Source organism: Pseudomonas sp. SIMBA_067 (assembly GCF_046534675.1).
Classification (GTDB): Bacteria; Pseudomonadota; Gammaproteobacteria; order Pseudomonadales; family Pseudomonadaceae; genus Aquipseudomonas; species Aquipseudomonas putida.
The window spans coordinates 382,417-401,346 of record NZ_JAWRYH010000001.1 but is presented as its reverse complement, the minus strand read 5'-3'; the positions used below and the strand labels follow the sequence as shown (position 1 = coordinate 401,346).

The 18,930-nt window shown below is 62.2% G+C and carries 16 protein-coding genes and 1 pseudogene; 14 read left to right on the top strand and 3 right to left on the bottom strand.

The annotated features are described in order from the left end of the window. Positions 1-24: 24 nt before the first annotated feature. Entirely contained in the window at positions 25-2,160 is a 2,136-nt protein-coding gene (locus tag SB765_RS01905) for a TonB-dependent siderophore receptor (protein ID WP_410930827.1), read from the bottom strand. Positions 2,161-2,344: 184 nt separating this feature from the next. Beyond that, complete coding sequence (locus SB765_RS01900) at positions 2,345-3,235, bottom strand: universal stress protein (RefSeq protein WP_229608912.1); 891 nt, start codon at positions 3,233-3,235, stop codon at positions 2,345-2,347. Positions 3,236-3,404: 169 nt separating this feature from the next. Here SB765_RS01900 and hisN point away from each other — a divergent pair, with 169 nt between their 5' ends. Together hisN and SB765_RS01890 are read left to right on the top strand one after the other, a co-directional pair. Further along, positions 3,405-4,196 (top strand): histidinol-phosphatase, encoded by a 792-nt coding sequence (hisN, locus tag SB765_RS01895; protein WP_410930826.1) that lies wholly within the window; start codon positions 3,405-3,407, stop codon positions 4,194-4,196. Between the two features lie 103 nt (positions 4,197-4,299). Further along, a complete protein-coding gene (locus SB765_RS01890; protein ID WP_341798843.1) occupies positions 4,300-5,031 on the top strand; it encodes a hypothetical protein in 732 nt (243 codons plus the stop codon). A 93-nt stretch (positions 5,032-5,124) separates the two neighbouring features. On the opposite strand, the gene SB765_RS01885 is transcribed toward SB765_RS01890, so the two are convergent. Then, complete coding sequence (locus tag SB765_RS01885; RefSeq protein ID WP_341798844.1) at positions 5,125-6,009, bottom strand: alpha/beta hydrolase; 885 nt, start codon at positions 6,007-6,009, stop codon at positions 5,125-5,127. Positions 6,010-6,390: 381 nt separating this feature from the next. On the opposite strand from SB765_RS01885, the gene benR reads away from it, so the two are divergent. The 12 genes and pseudogenes from benR to SB765_RS01825 all read left to right on the top strand — a co-directional run bounded on the left by benR (position 6,391) and on the right by SB765_RS01825 (position 18,911). After that, a complete protein-coding gene (benR, locus tag SB765_RS01880; protein ID WP_341798845.1) occupies positions 6,391-7,356 on the top strand; it encodes a benABC operon transcriptional activator BenR in 966 nt (321 codons plus the stop codon). 111 nt (positions 7,357-7,467) lie between these two features. After that, positions 7,468-7,722, top strand: a pseudogene (locus tag SB765_RS01875) (RHS repeat-associated core domain-containing protein); the annotation flags it as partial. 542 nt (positions 7,723-8,264) lie between these two features. Then, the gene (gene benA / locus SB765_RS01870) at positions 8,265-9,623 is read left to right on the top strand and encodes a benzoate 1,2-dioxygenase large subunit (RefSeq protein ID WP_341798846.1); all 1,359 of its coding nucleotides are present in this window, start codon (positions 8,265-8,267) and stop codon (positions 9,621-9,623) included. Next, entirely contained in the window at positions 9,620-10,105 is a 486-nt protein-coding gene (gene benB / locus SB765_RS01865) for a benzoate 1,2-dioxygenase small subunit (protein ID WP_004374327.1), read from the top strand. Before benA ends, benB begins: the two co-directional genes overlap by 4 nt. A gap of 72 nt (positions 10,106-10,177) precedes the next feature. Beyond that, the gene (benC, locus tag SB765_RS01860) at positions 10,178-11,188 is read left to right on the top strand and encodes a benzoate 1,2-dioxygenase electron transfer component BenC (protein ID WP_410911696.1); all 1,011 of its coding nucleotides are present in this window, start codon (positions 10,178-10,180) and stop codon (positions 11,186-11,188) included. Positions 11,189-11,333: 145 nt separating this feature from the next. Then, the gene (locus SB765_RS01855) at positions 11,334-12,095 is read left to right on the top strand and encodes a 1,6-dihydroxycyclohexa-2,4-diene-1-carboxylate dehydrogenase (protein WP_028613974.1); all 762 of its coding nucleotides are present in this window, start codon (positions 11,334-11,336) and stop codon (positions 12,093-12,095) included. 56 nt (positions 12,096-12,151) lie between these two features. Continuing rightward, complete coding sequence (locus SB765_RS01850; RefSeq protein ID WP_410911694.1) at positions 12,152-13,483, top strand: MFS transporter; 1,332 nt, start codon at positions 12,152-12,154, stop codon at positions 13,481-13,483. A gap of 56 nt (positions 13,484-13,539) precedes the next feature. Further along, positions 13,540-14,739, top strand: a complete 1,200-nt coding sequence (locus SB765_RS01845) for a benzoate/H(+) symporter BenE family transporter (protein ID WP_341795513.1) — start codon at positions 13,540-13,542, stop codon at positions 14,737-14,739. 54 nt (positions 14,740-14,793) lie between these two features. After that, entirely contained in the window at positions 14,794-16,044 is a 1,251-nt protein-coding gene (locus tag SB765_RS01840) for an OprD family porin (RefSeq protein WP_410911692.1), read from the top strand. A gap of 105 nt (positions 16,045-16,149) precedes the next feature. Continuing rightward, positions 16,150-17,226, top strand: a complete 1,077-nt coding sequence (locus SB765_RS01835; RefSeq protein ID WP_410930825.1) for a metal-dependent hydrolase — start codon at positions 16,150-16,152, stop codon at positions 17,224-17,226. Between the two features lie 3 nt (positions 17,227-17,229). After that, the gene (locus SB765_RS01830) at positions 17,230-17,922 is read left to right on the top strand and encodes a TraX family protein (RefSeq protein ID WP_341795516.1); all 693 of its coding nucleotides are present in this window, start codon (positions 17,230-17,232) and stop codon (positions 17,920-17,922) included. A 77-nt stretch (positions 17,923-17,999) separates the two neighbouring features. Next, a complete protein-coding gene (locus SB765_RS01825) occupies positions 18,000-18,911 on the top strand; it encodes a LysR substrate-binding domain-containing protein (protein WP_410930824.1) in 912 nt (303 codons plus the stop codon). The last annotated feature ends 19 nt before the right edge of the window (positions 18,912-18,930 follow it).

The window sequence follows — 18,930 nt, the reverse complement described above, 5'->3', positions numbered from 1 at the left end:
GGGCCGCATGGTGGCCCCAGCCTTTCAGAACGTATAGGAAACCCCGGCCTGCACCGTCCGAGGTGCTCCCGGGTAGGCGTAGGTGTTGAACGCACCTTCGTCATATTCCTTGTTGAACAGGTTTTTCACGTCCAGGTTCAGGCGTACGTGCTCATTGAGCTGGTAGAAGCTCAGCAGGTCAACCACAGTGTACTGGTCCATGTTGTAGGTGACCGCCTCGGTCTGGCCATTACGGTCATCCACGTACTTCACGCCAATACCCAGGCCCAGGCCTTTGGCGAAGCCATCCTGGAATTCATAGGTGTTGAGCAGGCTGAAGCTGTTACGTGGAATGTTTGCCAGGCGGGTGCCGCTGGGCAAGCGGTTGTCCTTGGTAACTTCGGCATCGACATAAGCGTAGCCGCCGATTACCCGCCACTCTGGCGTGATGTTGCCAGCAATGTTGATGTCCAGGCCGCGGCTGCGCACCTGGCCAGCGGCGACATTGTAGTTGGGGTCCACCGGGTCGCGCGTCAGTACGTTTTCCTTGACGATATGGTAGACCGCTGCGTCCACGCTCAGCTGGCGATCGAGCGCTTCCCATTTAACGCCCAGTTCGTAGCTTTTGCCCTTCTCAGGGTCAAAACCACCCCCCGTCGCACCTGCAGGCGCACCGCTGTTGGGCTTGAATGAACGTGCAGTGTTGGCATACACCGCCACGGTGTCGGTCAGGTCGTACAGCAGGCCGAAACGTGGAGTAACGCCGTTTTCGCCCTTGCTGAAGTCACCCGCTGCGCTGAGCTTGTTGACATAGTCATGCTCGAAGCGCTCGAAACGCACGCCGGCCAGGGCCTTCAGACGCTCGGTCAGGGCCACCTGGTCCTGGACGAAGAATGCCCAGGTCTTGAGGTTTTCCTTGTCGTGGGTGGTGGTACGGGTCAGGGCAGGGCGCGCCTGGCCCAGCGCCGGGTCGAAGATATCGATCGGGTAGGCGGTGGCGCCTGCTGCGGAGCGCTGGATAATCGAGTTGTAGTCGTAGTCTTCGTACTCGACACCGGTCAGCAGCGTGTGGGCGAAACCGCCGGTGTCGAAGTGGCCGGTCAGGTTGAGCTGGTAATCACGGTCGGTCCACTCCAGCTTGCGGTAGTTGAAGTTGCGCCCCAAGGTGCGGCCGTCGGGCTGCAAGCCATTGGCTTCCACGGCATTGCCTTTGAGCGAGCCGTCCAGCCACTGCATGCCGCCGCCCAAGGACCAGTTGTCGTTGAGCAGGTGCTCGAAGCGTAACTGGGCCATGTTGTTGTCGTTGTGCAGCAGATTGTCGCTGCCTTTTTCCCAGATGTTGGTGTCGCGTGAGGCTGTGCCGAGCTGGCCGGGCAGGCGTGTCAGGCCGCGATCCAGCGGGTGGTTGTTACGCATGAAGTCGCCTTCAAAGATGATCCTTGTGGCGTCATTGACCTGCCAGCTGATGACCGGTGCGACATCATAGCGCTCGCTTTCCACGTCATCGCGGAAGCTCTCACCACCTTCGCCCAGCACGTTCAGGCGGTAGGCCAGCGAACCGTCCTGGTTCAGCGGCCCGGTCGCGTCCAGCGTTGCCCGGTGCATGCCTTGGTCATCGAACTGACTGCCCAGGGTGACCTTGGATTCCGGCAGTGGCTGTTTGCTGACCACGTTGAACGTGCCGCCGGGGTCGCCGCGGCCATACAGGCTGGTGGCCGGGCCACGGATCACTTCCAGGCGCTCGACGGTATTGGCGTCGGGGGCGTTAGGGTAGCCGCGATTGATCGGGAAGCCATTGCGGTAGAACTCGCCGGTAGTGAAACCCCGCACAGTGAAGGTGGTCAGGCCCTGGCCGCCAAAGTTGTTGGCACGGCCGACTCCGCCGGCGTAGTCCAGGCCGTCCTGCAGGCGCGTGGCGCCGGTGTCTTCCAGCACATCCTTGGGCACCACGCTGACCGATTGCGGCGTTTCGTGCAGCGCCGTGTCGGTGCGGGTGGCACTGGCCGAGCGATTGGCTTTATAGCCGACGACCGGGCCATCGGCGCGTTCACTGTCGGCAGTACTGGTGATGCTCAGTGCCTGGAGTTCTATCTGGGCCGGTTCGCTGAGCGGTTCAGGCTCGGCCAAGGCCAGTGGGGAGACAGCATGGAGCACACAAAGCGAAACGAATGTGCGACGCATCGACGGTACGATCCTGAAGTAGGGCACTGAAGAAAAGGTGGACAAGCGCCGCGAAACTACTACGAATCATTATCAGATGCATTATTTTTAAGTGGCACTGGTGTGCCAGATACCAACGGGTGGACGCCGTGCCGGCCTCCTCGCGACTCAAACCCCGCAGAGGCCGGCGCAGGCATACTGGCACTCAGCCAACGGCCTTGATCGCCAGCACATTGCACAGTGGGTGCTCCAGCACATGCGCCGTGGTGCCGCCCAGGTAGGTCTGCATGGCGTCATGCCGGTGGCTGCCCATCACGATCACATCCGCCCGGCTGTGGCCGACAAACTGGGCAATGGCCCTGATCGCTGCGCCTTCCAGGAAGTGCCGGCGCTCCAGCGGGACCTGGTGATGGTCACCCAGGCGATTGAACGCCGCACGCTGCGCAGTCCGTACGCTGCCATCGAAGCCGGGCATGGTCACGGTGCCGGCGCCGAAGTCGGCGATATGGGTCTTGGCCGCGTCGCACACATGCAGCAGGTGCAGCTCGCCGTTGCACTGCAGGGCCAAGGCACGGGCGCAGTTGATTACCTGCTCATCCAGGTGTTCGCCAGCACCGTGGCTGTTGAGGTCCACGGCGGCGGCAATCTGCCGGGGCAGGGGCAGGCGGATGTCGCTGACCAGGTGCACGGCAATCGGGCTGTCCTTGAGCAGCTGCCAATCAAGTGGCGTGACCAGCAGGCGTTTGAGCACCGGTTCGTGCTGCACGTCCTTGACCAGCAGGTCACAGCCTTGCTGTTCGACCCGTTCCAGCACGCTGCCCAGTGGGTCGCGGGTCAATAGTAATTCGGTGGACACGTCCAGGCCCGCATTGCCCAACTGTTCGGCCTCATCGGCCAGCCACTGGCGGTTGTCACTGAGCAGCCGCTCACGTTCGCGGCCATCGCCCATCAAGCCAAAGGTGTCGACATCGTCGACGAACACATTGATATCCAGCAGTGCACCGCTGGACTCAGCCAGCGCCGCCGCGCGTTGCAGCGCTGGCGTATGGCGCATCTGCGGGCCGAGCATGACAAACAAACGCTTGAACTGGCTCATCTCACACCTCCACGTGTGGCAGCCCCCCGGTTACCTGGTTCTGTTCAGTCTAGACCCGTGTGCGCCCGGTCAAACCGATCAGGCGTTTTCCACCTGCGCCTGCCTGAGTGCGGCTAGCGCCATGTGTCGGGTATGATGCGTGCCCCATCATTGTCACGAGGCCTGTCCCATGTCCCTGAGCGCTGAACAGATCGGCGAATTTTGCGCTTTCGCCGAGCAGTTGGCCGATGCTGCCGCAGTGGCGATCAAGCCATACTTTCGCGCCAGCCTGGATGTCGAGGACAAGGGCGGGCGCCTGTACGACCCAGTGACCGTGGCTGACAAGGCGGCCGAGGACGCCATGCGCGCGCTGATCCAGGCCCGCTACCCAGACCACGGTATTCTTGGTGAAGAGGCGGGCGTGGCCGTCGGCAGCAGCCCGTTGACCTGGGTGCTCGACCCGATCGACGGTACCCGTGCCTTCATCACCGGCCTGCCGTTGTGGGGCACGTTGATTGCCCTGAACGATGGCACGCGCCCTGTGGTTGGCGTGATGAACCAGCCATTCACCGGTGAACGCTTTGTCGGTACCCCTGAAGGTGCCTGGCGCAGCGGTACGCCACTGAAAACCCGTGCCTGTGCCGACCTGGCTTCGGCCACGCTGATGTGCACCACGCCGGACATGTTCGATAACGCCGAGCGCAAGGCCGCGTTCGAGGCCGTTGCCGGCAAGGCGCGCCTGATGCGCTACGGCGGCGATTGCTATGCCTACTGCATGCTGGCCTCGGGCTTTGTCGACGTGATTGTCGAAGCGAGCCTGCAGCCGTATGACGTACAGGCACTGATGCCGATCATCGAAGGGGCGGGTGGGGTGATCACTGCCTGGGATGGCAGCAGTGCACAGAATGGCGGGTGCGTTGTGGCCTGTGGTGACCCGGCGCTGCATGCGCAGATGGTAGAGATGTTGCGCCACGCCATGTGAGCCACCTATCCCCGATCACTGCACTTTTTACGATTTCCGGGCTCTATGCTTGGCCAGGCTGCACTGACCCCCGGTGCGGCCGCCGAATATCGACCCGGTGCCGATGGTTGCAAGCTCCCCGAATTTCCTCCCACGCCTGCTGCTGGCAGGCGCGCTTACATGCCTGTGCGCCTGCACCCAGGAGCAAGGCCGCGATATTGTCAGCCAGTTCGGCAACGGCAAACCCAGTGAGTTGTTCCAGACCAGCGTTGACCGCCTGGCCACGCTATCGATGCGCGACAACCTGCAAAGCCTGTACCTGCTGATGAACAAGCTGTACCTGCGCAACCCCAACCAGTTGAAGATGTCGGGCTATGTGGACGCTGCCACGGCCGAGCGGCAGATCCGCATGGCTATCGAACATCGTCAGCCACTGCCGCAACTGGGCAACCGCCGTGACCTGGCGGCATTGAGCTACGCCCTGAGCCCGGAGTTTCGTGGTGATCGGGTGGGTGCTTTCATCTACGCCATCGGCAGCATGCTGATCACCGCGCATGGCGGGCGTACCGAGTTCTACATGACCGATACCATCGACCCGTTGTTCATCAACAATGCGGCGCGCAATATCGAAAAGGCCACCTGGATGCTCAGCCAGCGGCAGGACGCCAATGGGGTGTTGCTGCTGTTCTCCAACGAGATTTCGGAAGAGGGCAGCAACCTGAGTTTTGCCGTGGAGTTTGGCAAGATCGTTGCGCGGCTGGACCTGTTAGCCGAGTTGCTGGATGAACGTTATCGGCGGATTGGTTTGAATTACGCGCAAAGCCTGTTGCTGATGAACTTTTTGCCGGTGCAGTGAACCGTAGCCGTAGCGCAGGCCCTTGTAGGAGCGGCCTTGTGCCGCGAAAGGGGCGCGCAGCGGCCCCAGGATTTCAGCCACCCAAGGCCAGGTTCAGAGCAGCGCCTGTATCGCCTGCCGGTAACGCTGCCCGGCCAGGCTCATGCTGTTGTTATGGGTCGCCCCCGGCACCAGCAGCAATGTCTTGGGCTGCCGGGCCGCGTCGAACAGCTGCTGGCTGAAGCGCGGCGGTACGAACCGGTCATCCATCCCATGCACCAGCAGCACCGGCAGGCCGATGTCGCTGATCTTGTCCAGCGAGTCGAACTTCTGCGACATCAACCAGCGCACCGGGAGGGAGGTATTGGCCACCGCTGCGGCGACATCGCCCAGGGAGGTGAAGGTCGACTCAAGGATCAGCCCGCGTGCCGGCGCCCCAACACCGCTTTGCTGCGCTTCACGTGTCAGTTCGCTGGCCAGTTCCACCGCCACCGCGCCGCCCAGCGAATGACCGAATATCAGGCGTTTTCCGGCATCCGGCTGCAGCTGGGCAAAGCGCTCCCACGCAATGCGGGCATCTTCGTACACCGTGGCCTCGGATGGCAGGTCGCCCCGGCTCTGGCCAAAGCCACGGTAATCCACGGCCAGCACCGAGTAGCCCATGGCATGCAGCTGCTCGATGCGGAACAATTGCCCGGTCAGGTTCCAGCGCACACCGTGCAGGTAGAGCACCGCCGGGGCATTGGCGCGCTTGGCTGGCCACCACCAGGCGTGCAGGCTCTGGTTATCGCTGAAGCTGCGCGGGCGCAGGTCGAGTTCCTGCACGTCGCTGGGCAAACCGCGGAACCAGCTGGCTTGGCCAGGCTCGATGCGGAACACCAGCTCGCGCTCCTTGTGCTGCAGCATGGCGCAGCTGGAGGGTAGGCCAATGACCAGCAAGGTGGCGCACAACCAGGTGAGCCAGCGGCGGCGCAGGTGGGTAAGGAAGAGGGTAGGCATGTGCGCTTTCTAGCAGAAGCACTGTGCCGGGTGTTGAAAAAGTGACCGAATGGCAGGGTGGTTTGATTGCAAGCTATTTCTTGAAGAACAGGAATATTACCGGTCTCGCGCGGGTTTATTCCCGAAGCGGTCGGTACAGGGACATACTGTTCGATAAACGAACGCCAGCTCCATCTGGCTTGTCCGCTATCCGCCCATCCAATCCCGTCGCCGCATTGCTCAACCCCCGCCATTTTGCTGTAGTGTGCCCATCCACCGGTTGTCGCCTGCCCCCGGCTATCCGCCACCGGCCCGATAGAATGACCGTGACGACCGCAACCACCGCCCACAAGGCCGTAGGAAGCGGCGACCAGAACAATAACGATACCGAGTGCCTTGCCTATGGAAAGCCGCCTGCTGAGCGAGCGCAGTAGCGTGTTTCACCACGCCGACCCTTATGCTGTGTCCGATTATGTGAACCAGCATGTAGGCCAGCATTGCATCGGACTGTCCCGCACCACCCACCCCCAGGCCAGCCTCAGCCACCGCAAGTTCGCCGAGCTCGACCTGTGCCGCATCAGCTACGGGGGCAGCGTGCGCGTTACCTCGCCGGCGCTGGAAACCATCTATCACCTGCAAGTGTTGCTCAACGGCAACTGCCTGTGGCGTGGGTATAAGCACGAGCAGCATCTGGTGCCGGGCGAGTTGCTGCTGATCAACCCGGATGATCCGGTTGACCTGACCTATTCGGAAGACTGCGAGAAGTTCATCCTCAAGGTGCCAACACGGCTGCTGGATTCGATCTGCGACGAACAGCGCTGGCAGCGGCCTGACGGGGGGGTGCGGTTCTTGCGCAATCATTACCGGCTGGATGAACTGGACGGGTTCGTCAACCTGCTGGCCATGGTTTGCCATGAAGCGGAAGTGAGCGATTCGCTGCCCAGGGTGCAGGGGCACTACAGCCAGATTGTCGCCAGCAAGTTGCTGACCCTGATGAGCACCAATATCCGCCGCGAAAGCCTGAGCGCACCGCAGGCCGGGCTAGAGCGCATTCTTGATTACATCGAACGCAACCTGAAACTGGAGCTGTCCGCAGAAGTGCTGGCGGAGCAGGCCTGTATGAGTTTGCGTTCGCTGTATGCGCTTTTTGAACAGCACCTTAGCACCACGCCCAAACATTACGTGCGCCAGCGCAAGCTTGAGCGGGTGCATGCGTGCCTGAGCGACCCGACTTGCGGTGTGCGCAGTGTGACCGAACTTGCCCTGGATTACGGCTTCCTTCATTTAGGTCGGTTTTCCGAGGTGTATCGGCAGCAATTTGGCGAGTTGCCTTCGCAGACGTTCAAGCGTCGGGGTGAGGCGCGCTAACGAGGCCACCTGATATTTCTGCCAGTTGCTGGCATTTCATGCACAGCCCACCATCTGCCTTATTTCGGGTAAAGGGTGGTCACCATGTCGACATCGCAAATTTCTTATTGTGCACTGCGCTACACCGTTTATGGGCGGGATGGCGGCGAGCAATGCGCATCTGTGCTGCGCTTCAATGGGCAGAGTAAAGAACCTGTTACAGGGCACTACTTGCTTGGGAACGGATATCGCGGCTTCAATTCAGCCTTGATGCGTTTCAATTCGCCGGATAGCTTTAGTCCTTTTGGTGACGGGGGGCTCAACGCCTATTGCTATTGCGGGGGCGACCCGGTGAACAAAATTGACCCCAGCGGTCACGCGGGGATTGAGCTCAATAGCTTCGTGAATGGCGGTCTATTCACAAAGCGCTGGGGGCTTCGCACGCTCGCATCGATGGTCGCCGGTCAAAGCTCAAAAGCTCCAGCATTGAAAACCTTGAGTGTGAAGAAGGCTCTCTCTGAAATCGACGCTAGTCTGCAGGGAAGGATGAAGAAGGTGGAGCGATATGAGTCTTGGCAGCCGCGCGACGTACAACGACTAGAAAACGCTTCTTTTTGGCTTTACGGAAGGGCCAATCGGTTTGAGTTGGCAAAAAAAAATTTTGATGCCGGAAATTTCCCATTAGAAGCTCAAGCAGCGTATGAGACATGGCATGAGATTTTAGCTGTAAAAAAATGGGTCGATTCTAAGCTGATTAAGATCAGGCCAATGGTAGAACGCAAGAAATTATTCGAAGTGCTGCCGTTTCCTCCCGAGAATATGCCGAGAATTCGTAGAGGTGGATAGCACTCTGCACAATCCGGATAGCCCCCCGCCAGTCGTCTCCCTAACCTGACCAGGTCTAAACAATAACAAGGGAGACCCTGGCCATGTCCGTGGGATTCGACTACCTCAATGCCATGCTCGAGGACGACCGTGAAAAGGGCATCTACCGCTGCAAGCGCGAGATGTTCACCGACCCACGCCTGTTCGACCTGGAAATGAAACACATCTTCGAGGGCAACTGGATCTACCTGGCCCACGAAAGCCAGATCCCCGAGAAGAACGATTTCCTCACCCTGACCATGGGGCGCCAGCCGATTTTCATCGCGCGCAACAAGGACGGTGAGCTCAATGCCTTCCTCAACGCCTGCAGCCACCGCGGTGCCATGCTGTGTCGGCACAAGCGCGGCAACCGCTCCAGCTATACCTGCCCGTTCCACGGCTGGACGTTCAACAACAGCGGCAAGCTGCTGAAGGTGAAAGACCCGAGCAACGCCGGCTACCCCGACAGCTTCAACTGCGACGGCTCCCACGACCTGACCAAGGTGGCGCGCTTCGAGTCGTACCGGGGCTTTTTGTTTGGCAGCCTGAATGCCGATGTAAAGCCACTGGTGGAGCACTTGGGCGAATCGGCCAAGATCATCGACATGATCGTTGACCAGTCGCCTGAGGGCCTGGAAGTGCTGCGTGGCGCCAGCTCGTACATTTACGAAGGCAACTGGAAGCTCACCGCCGAAAACGGCGCTGACGGCTACCACGTCAGCTCCGTGCACTGGAACTACGCCGCTACCCAGAACCAGCGCAAGCAGCGCGAGGCGGGCGACGAGATCAAGACCATGAGCGCCGGTGCCTGGGCCAAGCAGGGTGGAGGCTTCTACTCCTTCGACCACGGCCACTTGCTGCTGTGGACCCGTTGGGCCAACCCGGAAGACCGCCCGGCCTATGAGCGCCGCGACCAGCTGGCTGCCGACTACGGCCAGGCGCGTGCCGACTGGATGATCGAGAACTCGCGCAACCTGTGCCTGTACCCGAACGTGTACCTGATGGACCAGTTCAGCTCGCAGATCCGCGTTGCCCGGCCGATTTCGGTGAACAAGACCGAAATCACCATTTACTGCATCGCCCCCAAAGGCGAGAGCGCCGATGCCCGCGCCAAGCGCATCCGCCAGTACGAAGACTTCTTCAACGTCAGCGGCATGGCCACCCCGGACGACCTGGAAGAGTTCCGCTCGTGCCAGACCGGCTATGGCGGCGGCACTGGCTGGAACGACATGTCCCGTGGCGCCAAGCACTGGGTCGAAGGCGCCGATGAGGCAGCCAGGGAGATTGACCTCGAACCCCTGCTGTCTGGCGTGCGTACCGAAGACGAAGGCCTGTTCGTGCTGCAGCACAAGTACTGGCAGGACACCATGATCCAGGCCCTCAAGGACGAACAGCAGCTGATCCCTGTGGAGGCCGTGCAATGAGCCTGTATGAAACCGTGCGCGACTTCCTCTACCGCGAAGCGCGCTACCTGGACGACGCCCAGTGGGACCAGTGGCTGGAACTGTACGCCAGCGATGCCAGCTTCTGGATGCCGAGCTGGGACGATGACGACACCCTCACCGAAGACCCACAAAGCGAAATCTCGCTGATCTGGTACGGCAACCGTGGCGGCCTGGAAGACCGCGTGTTCCGCATCAAGACCGAGCGCTCCAGTGCGACCGTGCCTGATACCCGCACTTCGCACAATATCAGCAACATCGAGATCGTCGAGCAGGGCGAGGGCAGCTGCCAGGTGCGTTTCAACTGGCACACCCTGAGCTTCCGCTACAAGACCACGGACAGTTACTTCGGCACCAGCTTCTACACCCTCGACCTGCGCGGCGAACAGCCGCTGATCAAGGCCAAGAAGGTGGTGCTGAAGAACGACTACGTGCGCCAGGTCATCGACATCTACCACATCTGATACAGGTTTTTGCGAGTACTGCCCGGTGCGTCCTGCGACGCGCCGTGGGCCGGCTCGCCTGCGAGGTGCAACATGAGCTACCAGATCGCACTGAATTTCGAAGACGGGGTTACCCGCTTCATCGAGGCTACCGGCCATGAAACCGTGGCTGACGCTGCCTACCGCCAGGGCATCAACATCCCGCTGGACTGCCGCGACGGCGCCTGCGGTACGTGCAAGTGCAAGGCCGAATCCGGCCGCTATGACCTGGGCGACAACTTCATCGAAGATGCCCTGAACGAAGACGAAATTGCCGAAGGCTACGTACTGACCTGCCAGATGCGGGCTGAAAGCGACTGCGTCATCCGCATCCCTGCTTCGTCGCAGCTGTGCAAGACCGAACAGGCCAGCTTCGAGGCCGCCATCAGCGATGTGCGCCAACTGTCGGCCAGCACCATTGCCCTGTCGATCAAGGGTGAAGCGTTAAGCCGCCTGGCCTTCCTGCCGGGGCAGTACGTCAACCTCAAGGTGCCGGGCAGCGAGCAGAGCCGCGCCTATTCGTTCAGTTCGTTGCAGAAGGGCGGCGAAGTCAGCTTCCTGATCCGCAACGTACCGGGTGGGTTGATGAGCAGCTTCCTGACCAACCTGGCCAAAGCCGGCGACAGCATGAGCCTGGCAGGGCCGCTGGGCAGCTTCTACCTGCGGCCGATCCAGCGCCCGCTGTTGCTTTTGGCCGGCGGTACCGGCCTGGCGCCGTTCACCGCGATGCTGGAGAAAATCGCCGAGCAGGGCAGTGAGCACCCGCTGCACCTGATCTATGGCGTGACCAACGACTTCGACCTGGTCGAGCTAGACCGCCTGCAAGCGCTGGCGGCGCGCATCCCCAACTTTACCTACAGCGCTTGTGTGGCCAACCCGGACAGCCAGTACCCACAAAAGGGCTACGTGACCCAGCACATCGAGCCACGCCACCTCAACGACGGCGATGTGGACCTGTACCTGTGCGGGCCACCGCCGATGGTCGAGGCGGTCAGCCTGTACGTGCGCGAGCAGGGTATTACCCCGGCCAACTTCTACTACGAGAAGTTTGCGGCGGCGGCCTGACAGATCGCCGGGGCCGCTTCGCGGCCCTTTCGCGGCACAAGGCCGCTCCTACAGGGAAACGCGATCCATGTGGGAGCGGCCTTGCGTCGCGATGGAGGGCGCAGCCCTCCCAATTGCCATTAACCGGGTCATGCAGGAAAAACATATGAACAACAGATTCCAAGGCAAGGTTGCCCTGGTCACCGGCGCCGCTCAAGGCATCGGCCGGGGCGTGTGCTGGCGGCTGAAGGCCGAAGGCGCGCAAGTGGTGGCGGTAGACCGTTCCGAACTGGTCCACGAGCTGGCCGGCGAAGGCATGCTCACCCTCACCGCCGACCTGGAGCAACACACCGATTGCGCCCGGGTCATGGCCAGTGCGGTGGAAACCTTCGGCCGCCTCGACATCTTGGTGAACAACGTCGGCGGCACCATCTGGGCCAAGCCTTTCGAGCACTACGAAGTCGAGCAGATCGAGGCCGAAGTGCGCCGTTCGCTGTTCCCCACCCTGTGGTGCTGCCATGCCGCGCTGCCGTACATGCTTGAGCGCGGCAGCGGCGCCATCGTCAACGTTTCTTCCATCGCCACCCGTGGCGTCAACCGGGTGCCTTATGGCGCAGCCAAGGGCGGCGTCAACGCGCTTACCGCCTGCCTGGCCTTCGAAACTGCAGGGCGCGGCATCCGCGTCAACGCCACTGCGCCCGGCGGCACCGAAGCGCCACCCCGGCGCGTGCCACGCAACAGCGCCGAGCAAAGCGAACAGGAAAAACACTGGTACCAGCAGATCGTCGACCAGACCCTCGACAGCAGCCTGATGCACCGCTACGGCAGCATCGACGAGCAGGTGGGGGCGATCCTGTTCCTCGCTTCCGACGAGGCCTCTTACATCACCGGCGTGACCCTGCCGGTAGGTGGCGGCGACCTCGGCTGAGCAACACCCCAAGGCAAGAGCTTTCCATCACAACAAAAACAAGAGCGACAGATGCCATGCGAACCCTTGACGTACACCCGATCATCGATAACGCGCGCTTTACCCCGTTTCACTGGATGGTCATGGCCTGGTGCGGCCTGTTGTTGATCTTCGACGGCTATGACCTGTTCATCTACGGCGTGGTACTGCCGGTCATCATGAAAGAGTGGGGCCTGACCCCGTTGCAGGCCGGCGCGCTGGGCAGTTACGCGCTGTTCGGCATGATGTTCGGCGCCCTGGCATTCGGCAGCCTGGCCGACCGCATCGGGCGCAAGAAGGGCATTGCCATCTGTTTCGCCTTGTTCTCGGTGGCGACCATCTTCAATGGGTTTGCCAGCAGCCCGAGCGAGTTTGGCATCTACCGCTTCATCGCTGGCCTGGGCTGTGGTGGCCTGATGCCCAACGCCGTGGCACTGATGAACGAGTACGCCCCCAAGCGCTTGCGCAGCACGCTGGTGGCGATCATGTTCAGCGGTTATTCGGTGGGCGGCATGCTTTCGGCGGGCGTTGGCATCTTCATGCTGCCGCGCTTCGGTTGGGAGTCGATGTTCTTCGCCGCTGCTGTACCACTGCTGCTGTTGCCGGTGATCCTCTACTACCTGCCAGAGTCCATTGGTTTTCTGGTGCGCAAGGGGCGTACCGAGGAAGCGCGGGCGTTGCTCAAACGACTCGACCCGCACTGCGACGTGCAGGCCGATGACGTGCTGCAGGCGGCTGACCGTAAAGCAGGTGGCGGGGCGTCAGTGCTGGAGCTGTTCCGCAACGGCCTCGCCATCCGCACCCTGGCACTTTGGCTGGCGTTCTTCTGCTGCCTGCTGATGGTTTATGCACTCAGCTCCTGGCTGCCAAAACTGATGGCCAACGCTGGCTACAGCCTGGGTTCCAGCCTGTCGTTCCTGCTGGCGTTGAACTTCGGCGGCATGGCTGGGGCCATCCTCGGCGGCTGGCTGGGTGATCGCTACAACCTGGTCAAGGTAAAGGTGGCGTTCTTCATTGCCGCCGCGCTGTCGATCAGCTTGCTGGGCGTCAATAGCCCGATGCCGGTGCTGTACCTGCTGATCTTCATTGCCGGCGCCACCACCATTGGTACGCAGATCCTGCTGTATGCCGGCGCCGCGCAAATGTATGGGCTGTCGGTGCGTTCCACGGGGCTTGGCTGGGCCTCGGGTATCGGCCGCAACGGCGCCATCGTCGGCCCCTTGCTGGGCGGCGCACTGATGGGCATCAACCTGCCCCTGCAACTCAACTTCATCGCCTTCGCCATCCCAGGCGCGATTGCCGCCCTGGCCATGGCCGTGCACCTGGCCAGCGGCCGTCGGCAAGCCCCGGCCATCGCGGCGCAGGCATGACCCGAAAAGAACAAGAGCCAGCCACAAAGACCGGCCACTGCCTTGCGGGATGCGCCATGAAAACCCTGATCAAGGACAGCTCACTGTCCGCCATTGTCGCGGGCTGCATCGCCACGATGATCTCCTACGCCGGCCCGCTGGTGATCATTTTCCACGCTGCCGAAGCGGCCGGGCTGTCGCACCAGCAGTTGTCATCCTGGGTCTGGGCCGTGTCCATGGGCAGTGCCGTGCTTGGTGCGCTGCTCAGTTTGCGCTACCGCGTGCCGGTAGTGATCGCCTGGTCGATCCCAGGCTCCGCGCTGCTGGTCACTGCCTTGCCGCAACTCGGCCTGGAACAGGCCGTAGGTGCCTATCTGGTGGCCAACCTGGTCCTGCTGCTGATCGGCATCAGCGGGGCCTTCGACCGCATCATCGCGCGCTTGCCGGGGTCCATCGCCGCTGGCATGCAGGCTGGCATCCTGTTCGGTTTTGGTATCGAAGTGTTCCGCGCCTTGCCAGTGCAGCCGTTGCTGGTACTGGCGATGTTCGTCACCTACGTGCTGATGCGCCGGGTTCAGCCCCGTTACGCAGTGGCTGCGGTGCTGTGCGTGGGCGCCCTGGTGACCGTGGCCAGCGGTGCGTTCCGTAGCGAGGCGCTGGTGCTGGAACTGGCTTCACCGCAGTGGATCACCCCTCAGTTCAGCCTGCCAGCGGTATTCAGCCTGGCGCTGCCGATGGTGCTGGTGGCGCTGACCGGGCAGTTCATGCCGGGCATGGCGGTGCTGCGCAATGCGGGTTACGCCACACCGGCCAGCCCGTTGATCAGCGCCAGTGCCCTGGCCGGTGCCGTCCTGGCGCCATTCGGCTGCCACGGGCTGAACCTGGCGGCGGTTACCGCCAGCCTGTGCACGGGCCATGAGGCCCACGAAAACCCACGACGGCGCTATGTGGCGGCAGTGGCTGGCAGCACGCTGTACCTGTTGCTGGGCATAGCCGGTGCCACGTTGATGTCGCTGTTCGCAGCCTTTCCCGCCGCACTGATCGCGGCCCTGGCCGGGCTGGCCCTGTACGGCGCCATCAGCGAGGCGCTGGCCCGCAGCCTGGCAGAACCGGCCGAGCGCGATGCAGGCCTGTTCACCTTCCTGGTCACCGCTTCGGGGGTGGCCTTCCTTGGCCTGTCGGCAGCGTTCTGGGGGCTGCTGTTCGGCCTGCTGGCCCATGCACTGCTCAGGCTGCGCCAGCCGCGTGCCGGGGAGGTGCTGCGCCGCACCCCATGAACCGCCGTGTTCCCAACGCTTTATCCATAAAAACAAGATCAAGAGAGCTTCGGAATGAACAACACCCCTTGCGTAGCCCTGGGCCTGACTTTGCTCAGCCAACCATTACTGGCCGCCGAAGGCGGTTTCTTCGAGGATTCGAAGGCCACCCTGAGCGCCCGCAACTATTACTTCAGCCGCGATTTCTCCGACATTGTCGGGGCCAACAAGCAGTCCAAGGCCGAGGAGTGGGCGCAGGGCTTCATCCTCGACTTCAAGTCCGGTTACACGCCCGGTACGGTGGGCTTTGGCGTGGACGCCCTGGGCCTGCTGGGCATCAAGCTCGACAGCAGCCCCGACCGCACCAACACCGGCCTGCTGCCGGTGCATGGCGACGGCCGTGCTGCCGACGAGTACAGCCGCCTTGCGCCCACCTTCAAGGCCCGCCTGTCGAAGACCGAACTGCGCGTCGGTGAACTGCAACCGAACCTGCCAGTGCTGACCTTCAGCGACATCCGCCTGCTGCCGCCGACCTACCAGGGCGCCAGCGTGAGCTCGTCTGAAATTGACGGGCTGACCGTGCAGGCCGGGCATCTGAAAAGCACCCACCTGCGCAACGAAGGCGGCGACGGCAAGATGAACGCAATGCTCGGCCATGTGCCGATGCGCCAGGCCGAGAGCGATGCCTTCAACTACGTGGGCGGGGACTATGCGTTCAATGCCAACCAGAGCAGCGTCAGCCTGTGGTACGGGCAACTGGAGGATATCTACGAACAGGGCTTTGTCGGCCTCAAGCACAGCAAGCCTGTGGGGGACTGGGTGCTCAGTGCCAATCTGGGCTACTTCACCGCGCGTGAGGATGGCGAGGCGTTGCTGGGCAACATCGACAACCAGGCGTTCTTCTCGATGTTCACCGCCCGGCATGGCGGGCACAGCTTCCATGCTGGCTACCAGGGCATCTATGGCGACAGCCCGTTCCCACGGGTGTTCGCCAATATTTCGCCGCTGGGTAACGAGGTGCCGACCTATGAATTCGCTTACACCGACGAACGCTCGTACCAGGTGCGCTACGACTACAACTTCGCCGCCATGGGCGTGCCAGGCCTGGTGGCGACCGTGCGCTACATCACCGGCAACAATGTCGATACCGGGCTGGGCTATGAAGGCCGTGATCGCGAGCGCGACCTGGACATCGGTTATGCGGTACAGAGCGGGCTACTGAAAGGGCTGGGGATTCGGGTGAGAAACGCCATGGCACGTTCCAATTACCGCAGCGATATCGACGAGAACCGGCTGACCCTGGTGTACACCTGGCAGTTGTTCTGAAAGGTATACACAAAATCACGAGCATTTCGCCGCTCCTACACGGGAATTGCGTATCGGCACAGGTTGAGGGTAGCTTTCAGGAACCACCTTTCCGGGATGCTACCCGTGGACTCCATTACCCAGGCCGTACTCGGCGCTGCCCTGCAAGGCACCGTACTTGGCCGCATCCAGGGCCGCCGCTCGCTGTTGTATGGCGCCGCCCTGGGCACGCTGCCCGACCTTGATGTGATCATCCGCTATGCGGACCCTGTGTCGCAGATGACCTACCATCGCGGCTTCTCGCACTCGCTGTTCGTGCTCACCGGGCTGGCTTTGCTGCTGGCCTGGGGGGTCAATAAATGCTGGCCCGGCAAAGGCTACACCTTGCCCAGGCTGTTCCTTGCCTTCTGGCTGGTACTCATCACCCACCCGTTGCTGGATGCCTTTACGGTGTATGGCACGCAACTGTTCTGGCCACTGCAACCCACCCCCCAAAGCTGGGCCGCAGTGTTCATTATTGATCCGGTCTATACCTTGCCACTGCTGGCGGCAGTCATCTACACAAGCATCAAGGGCGTTACCGGCCGGGCTACACGCCTGTTGACCCTTGCACTGGTGTTCAGTACCGCTTACCTGGGTTTCGGCCTTGCCGGGCGTATGGCAGCCGAGCAACGCTTCCAGGCGGCACTGGACCAGCAAGGCAACGTCGTGAGCGAGGTTCGCGCCGTGCCGATCGCATTCAACAGCCTGGTCTGGCGGGTAATGGCCAAGACCCAAAATGGCGACTACTACGAAGGCATCAGCAGCGGGTTCGACCGGCAGGCGCCGGAAATGCAACGCTTGCCGCGTAACCTGGAACTGGCAAACGCGCTGGCAGGCGACCCTTTGCACCAGCGCTTGCGCTGGTTCACCGGCGACTGGCTGCGGTATGACCAGATAGGCGATGCGCTGGTGGTAACCGACCTGCGCATGGGCATCCCGGGCAACTACACCTTCCGTTTCAACATGGCGCACCGCGACACCCAGGGCCACTGGATTGCCGATGTGCCTTCGGTGTGGGACGGCGCCGGGCCCGGGTCAATGTTCAACGGCAATGACCTGGTGCTGATCTGGCGTCGTATCGTCGACCAGCAGCCACCTTTGCCCCTGGCTGCCTGGACCGACCGGTACCTGGGGGCAGGTGCGGTCGAGCGCGGGCACTGAGGCATGCGTTCGGCCGGGCTGGACCTGGTCAAATGGACAGCGATGCTGACCATGGTTGCCGACCACCTGCGCTTCATATGGCCTGAGGCCGATGGTTTGTTCGTGCTCGGCCGGCTGGCGTTTCCGCTGTTTTGCCTGGCCATTGCGGTGAATGTGGGGCGCGCCAGGGCAGAGCTGTTCCATACCCGCGCCAATCTGCGCTATCTGTCGCTGATGCTGCTGTTCGCGGTGCTCTCGGAGCCTGCCTATCGTTGGCTGGACAGTGGTTCGCAGACGTTCAGTGTAATGCCGACACTGGTGCTGGGGTTGCTGGTTGCCTGGGGTGCGCACCACCCATTGCGGTCGGCGCGCGTGCTTGGCCTTGCAGGCCTGCTGGCGGGGTGGTTGTTCAGTGATCAATTGATGTACGGGCTGGCGGGGGTGTTGCTACCTGGCGCCTGGCTGGTGGCACGCAGGCAGGGCGGATTGGCCTGGTTGCTACCCTGCCTGATGGCCATTGGTGGCAACCTGACCAACAACTGGCTGCGCGAGCACTTTCTGGCCCCCATTACCCTACTGACGCTGGTCGCAGCTGCGCTGGCAGTCCCTGTCGGGTGGCTGTTGTTGCGTCATGATGCTTGGCGGGTACCTGCGGTAGGGCGGTGGGGATACCTGTTCTATCCCGTGCATCTGCTTGTGATCAAAGGCTTGTCGTGAGGCTTGCCGTTCCCGGCGCTTGCAATTCACAGATCCAGACCCATCTAAACCGGCCGCATCACACTTAGGAACCGTCCATGGAACCCAACCGCTTCGGCGATATCGCCGCCTTCGTCAGCGCCGCCAAGGCCGGCAGCTTCACTGCCGCCGCCGCAAGCCTGGGCCTGACCCGGTCGGCGGTGGGCAAGAGCGTTGCTCGGCTGGAGGCCCGCATGGCGGTGCGTTTGCTCAATCGCACCACGCGCAAGCTGAGCCTGACCGATGAAGGCCTCGTGGCATTCGAACGCTGGCGACAGATACTGGATGACCTGGACGAGGTGGAAAGCGCCATGGCCCAGCGCCGCGGCCAGCCCACCGGTACCTTGCGCCTGACTGCGCCGCTGTCGCTCGGCCAGCGCCATGTGCTGCCGGTGCTGGACCAGTACCTCAAACAGTGGCCGGAACTGCGCGCAGACATCCGCTTCACAGACCGCTTTGTCGACCTGGTCGAGGAGGGCGTAGACGTTGCGGTGCGTATTGGCGCACCCAAGGAAGACTCGCAGCTGTTGACCCGCACGGTGGCCTGGCAGCAGTTTGTCACCTGCGCTTCACCCGCGTACCTCGAAGCGCGAGGTATTCCCTTGGTGCCTGCCGACCTTTATGGTCACGACAAGATCGCCTTCCTCGCGGGCGAAAAAGCCATGCCTTGGCGCTTTGACACTGAAGCAGGCCTGCACTTGTGCGAAGACCCTGGCCGGTTGAACATCGACAGCTCAGAGGCGATGCTCGACGGCGCCCGGGCCGGCTTCGGGCTGATTCACCTGCCCACCTACATCACCGGTGACGACCTGCGCGCTGGCGCCCTGGTGGAAGTACTGCACGCCTACCGGCCACCGGCGGACCCGATTCGCATCGTGTACCCGAGCAAGCGCCACCTGTCCCCTCGGGTACGCGGTTTCATCGACTTGTTGGTCGCCAGCTGGGAATCGGGCGGGCCTTGGGAGCACTGATTGGGGATTATCAGGCCCC

Coding starts and splice junctions, on each gene's coding strand:
- SB765_RS01825 (WP_410930824.1), top strand. CDS start 18,000: ATGGAACCCAACCGCTTCGGCGATATCGCCGCCTTCGTCAGCGCCGCC.
- SB765_RS01855 (WP_028613974.1), top strand. CDS start 11,334: ATGAACAACAGATTCCAAGGCAAGGTTGCCCTGGTCACCGGCGCCGCT.
- SB765_RS01830 (WP_341795516.1), top strand. CDS start 17,230: ATGCGTTCGGCCGGGCTGGACCTGGTCAAATGGACAGCGATGCTGACC.
- SB765_RS01840 (WP_410911692.1), top strand. CDS start 14,794: ATGAACAACACCCCTTGCGTAGCCCTGGGCCTGACTTTGCTCAGCCAA.
- hisN (WP_410930826.1), top strand. CDS start 3,405: ATGTCCCTGAGCGCTGAACAGATCGGCGAATTTTGCGCTTTCGCCGAG.
- SB765_RS01845 (WP_341795513.1), top strand. CDS start 13,540: ATGAAAACCCTGATCAAGGACAGCTCACTGTCCGCCATTGTCGCGGGC.
- SB765_RS01905 (WP_410930827.1), bottom strand. CDS start 2,160: ATGCGTCGCACATTCGTTTCGCTTTGTGTGCTCCATGCTGTCTCCCCA.
- SB765_RS01885 (WP_341798844.1), bottom strand. CDS start 6,009: ATGCCTACCCTCTTCCTTACCCACCTGCGCCGCCGCTGGCTCACCTGG.
- SB765_RS01890 (WP_341798843.1), top strand. CDS start 4,300: ATGGTTGCAAGCTCCCCGAATTTCCTCCCACGCCTGCTGCTGGCAGGC.
- benA (WP_341798846.1), top strand. CDS start 8,265: ATGTCCGTGGGATTCGACTACCTCAATGCCATGCTCGAGGACGACCGT.
- SB765_RS01850 (WP_410911694.1), top strand. CDS start 12,152: ATGCGAACCCTTGACGTACACCCGATCATCGATAACGCGCGCTTTACC.
- SB765_RS01900 (WP_229608912.1), bottom strand. CDS start 3,235: ATGAGCCAGTTCAAGCGTTTGTTTGTCATGCTCGGCCCGCAGATGCGC.
- benB (WP_004374327.1), top strand. CDS start 9,620: ATGAGCCTGTATGAAACCGTGCGCGACTTCCTCTACCGCGAAGCGCGC.
- benC (WP_410911696.1), top strand. CDS start 10,178: ATGAGCTACCAGATCGCACTGAATTTCGAAGACGGGGTTACCCGCTTC.
- benR (WP_341798845.1), top strand. CDS start 6,391: ATGGAAAGCCGCCTGCTGAGCGAGCGCAGTAGCGTGTTTCACCACGCC.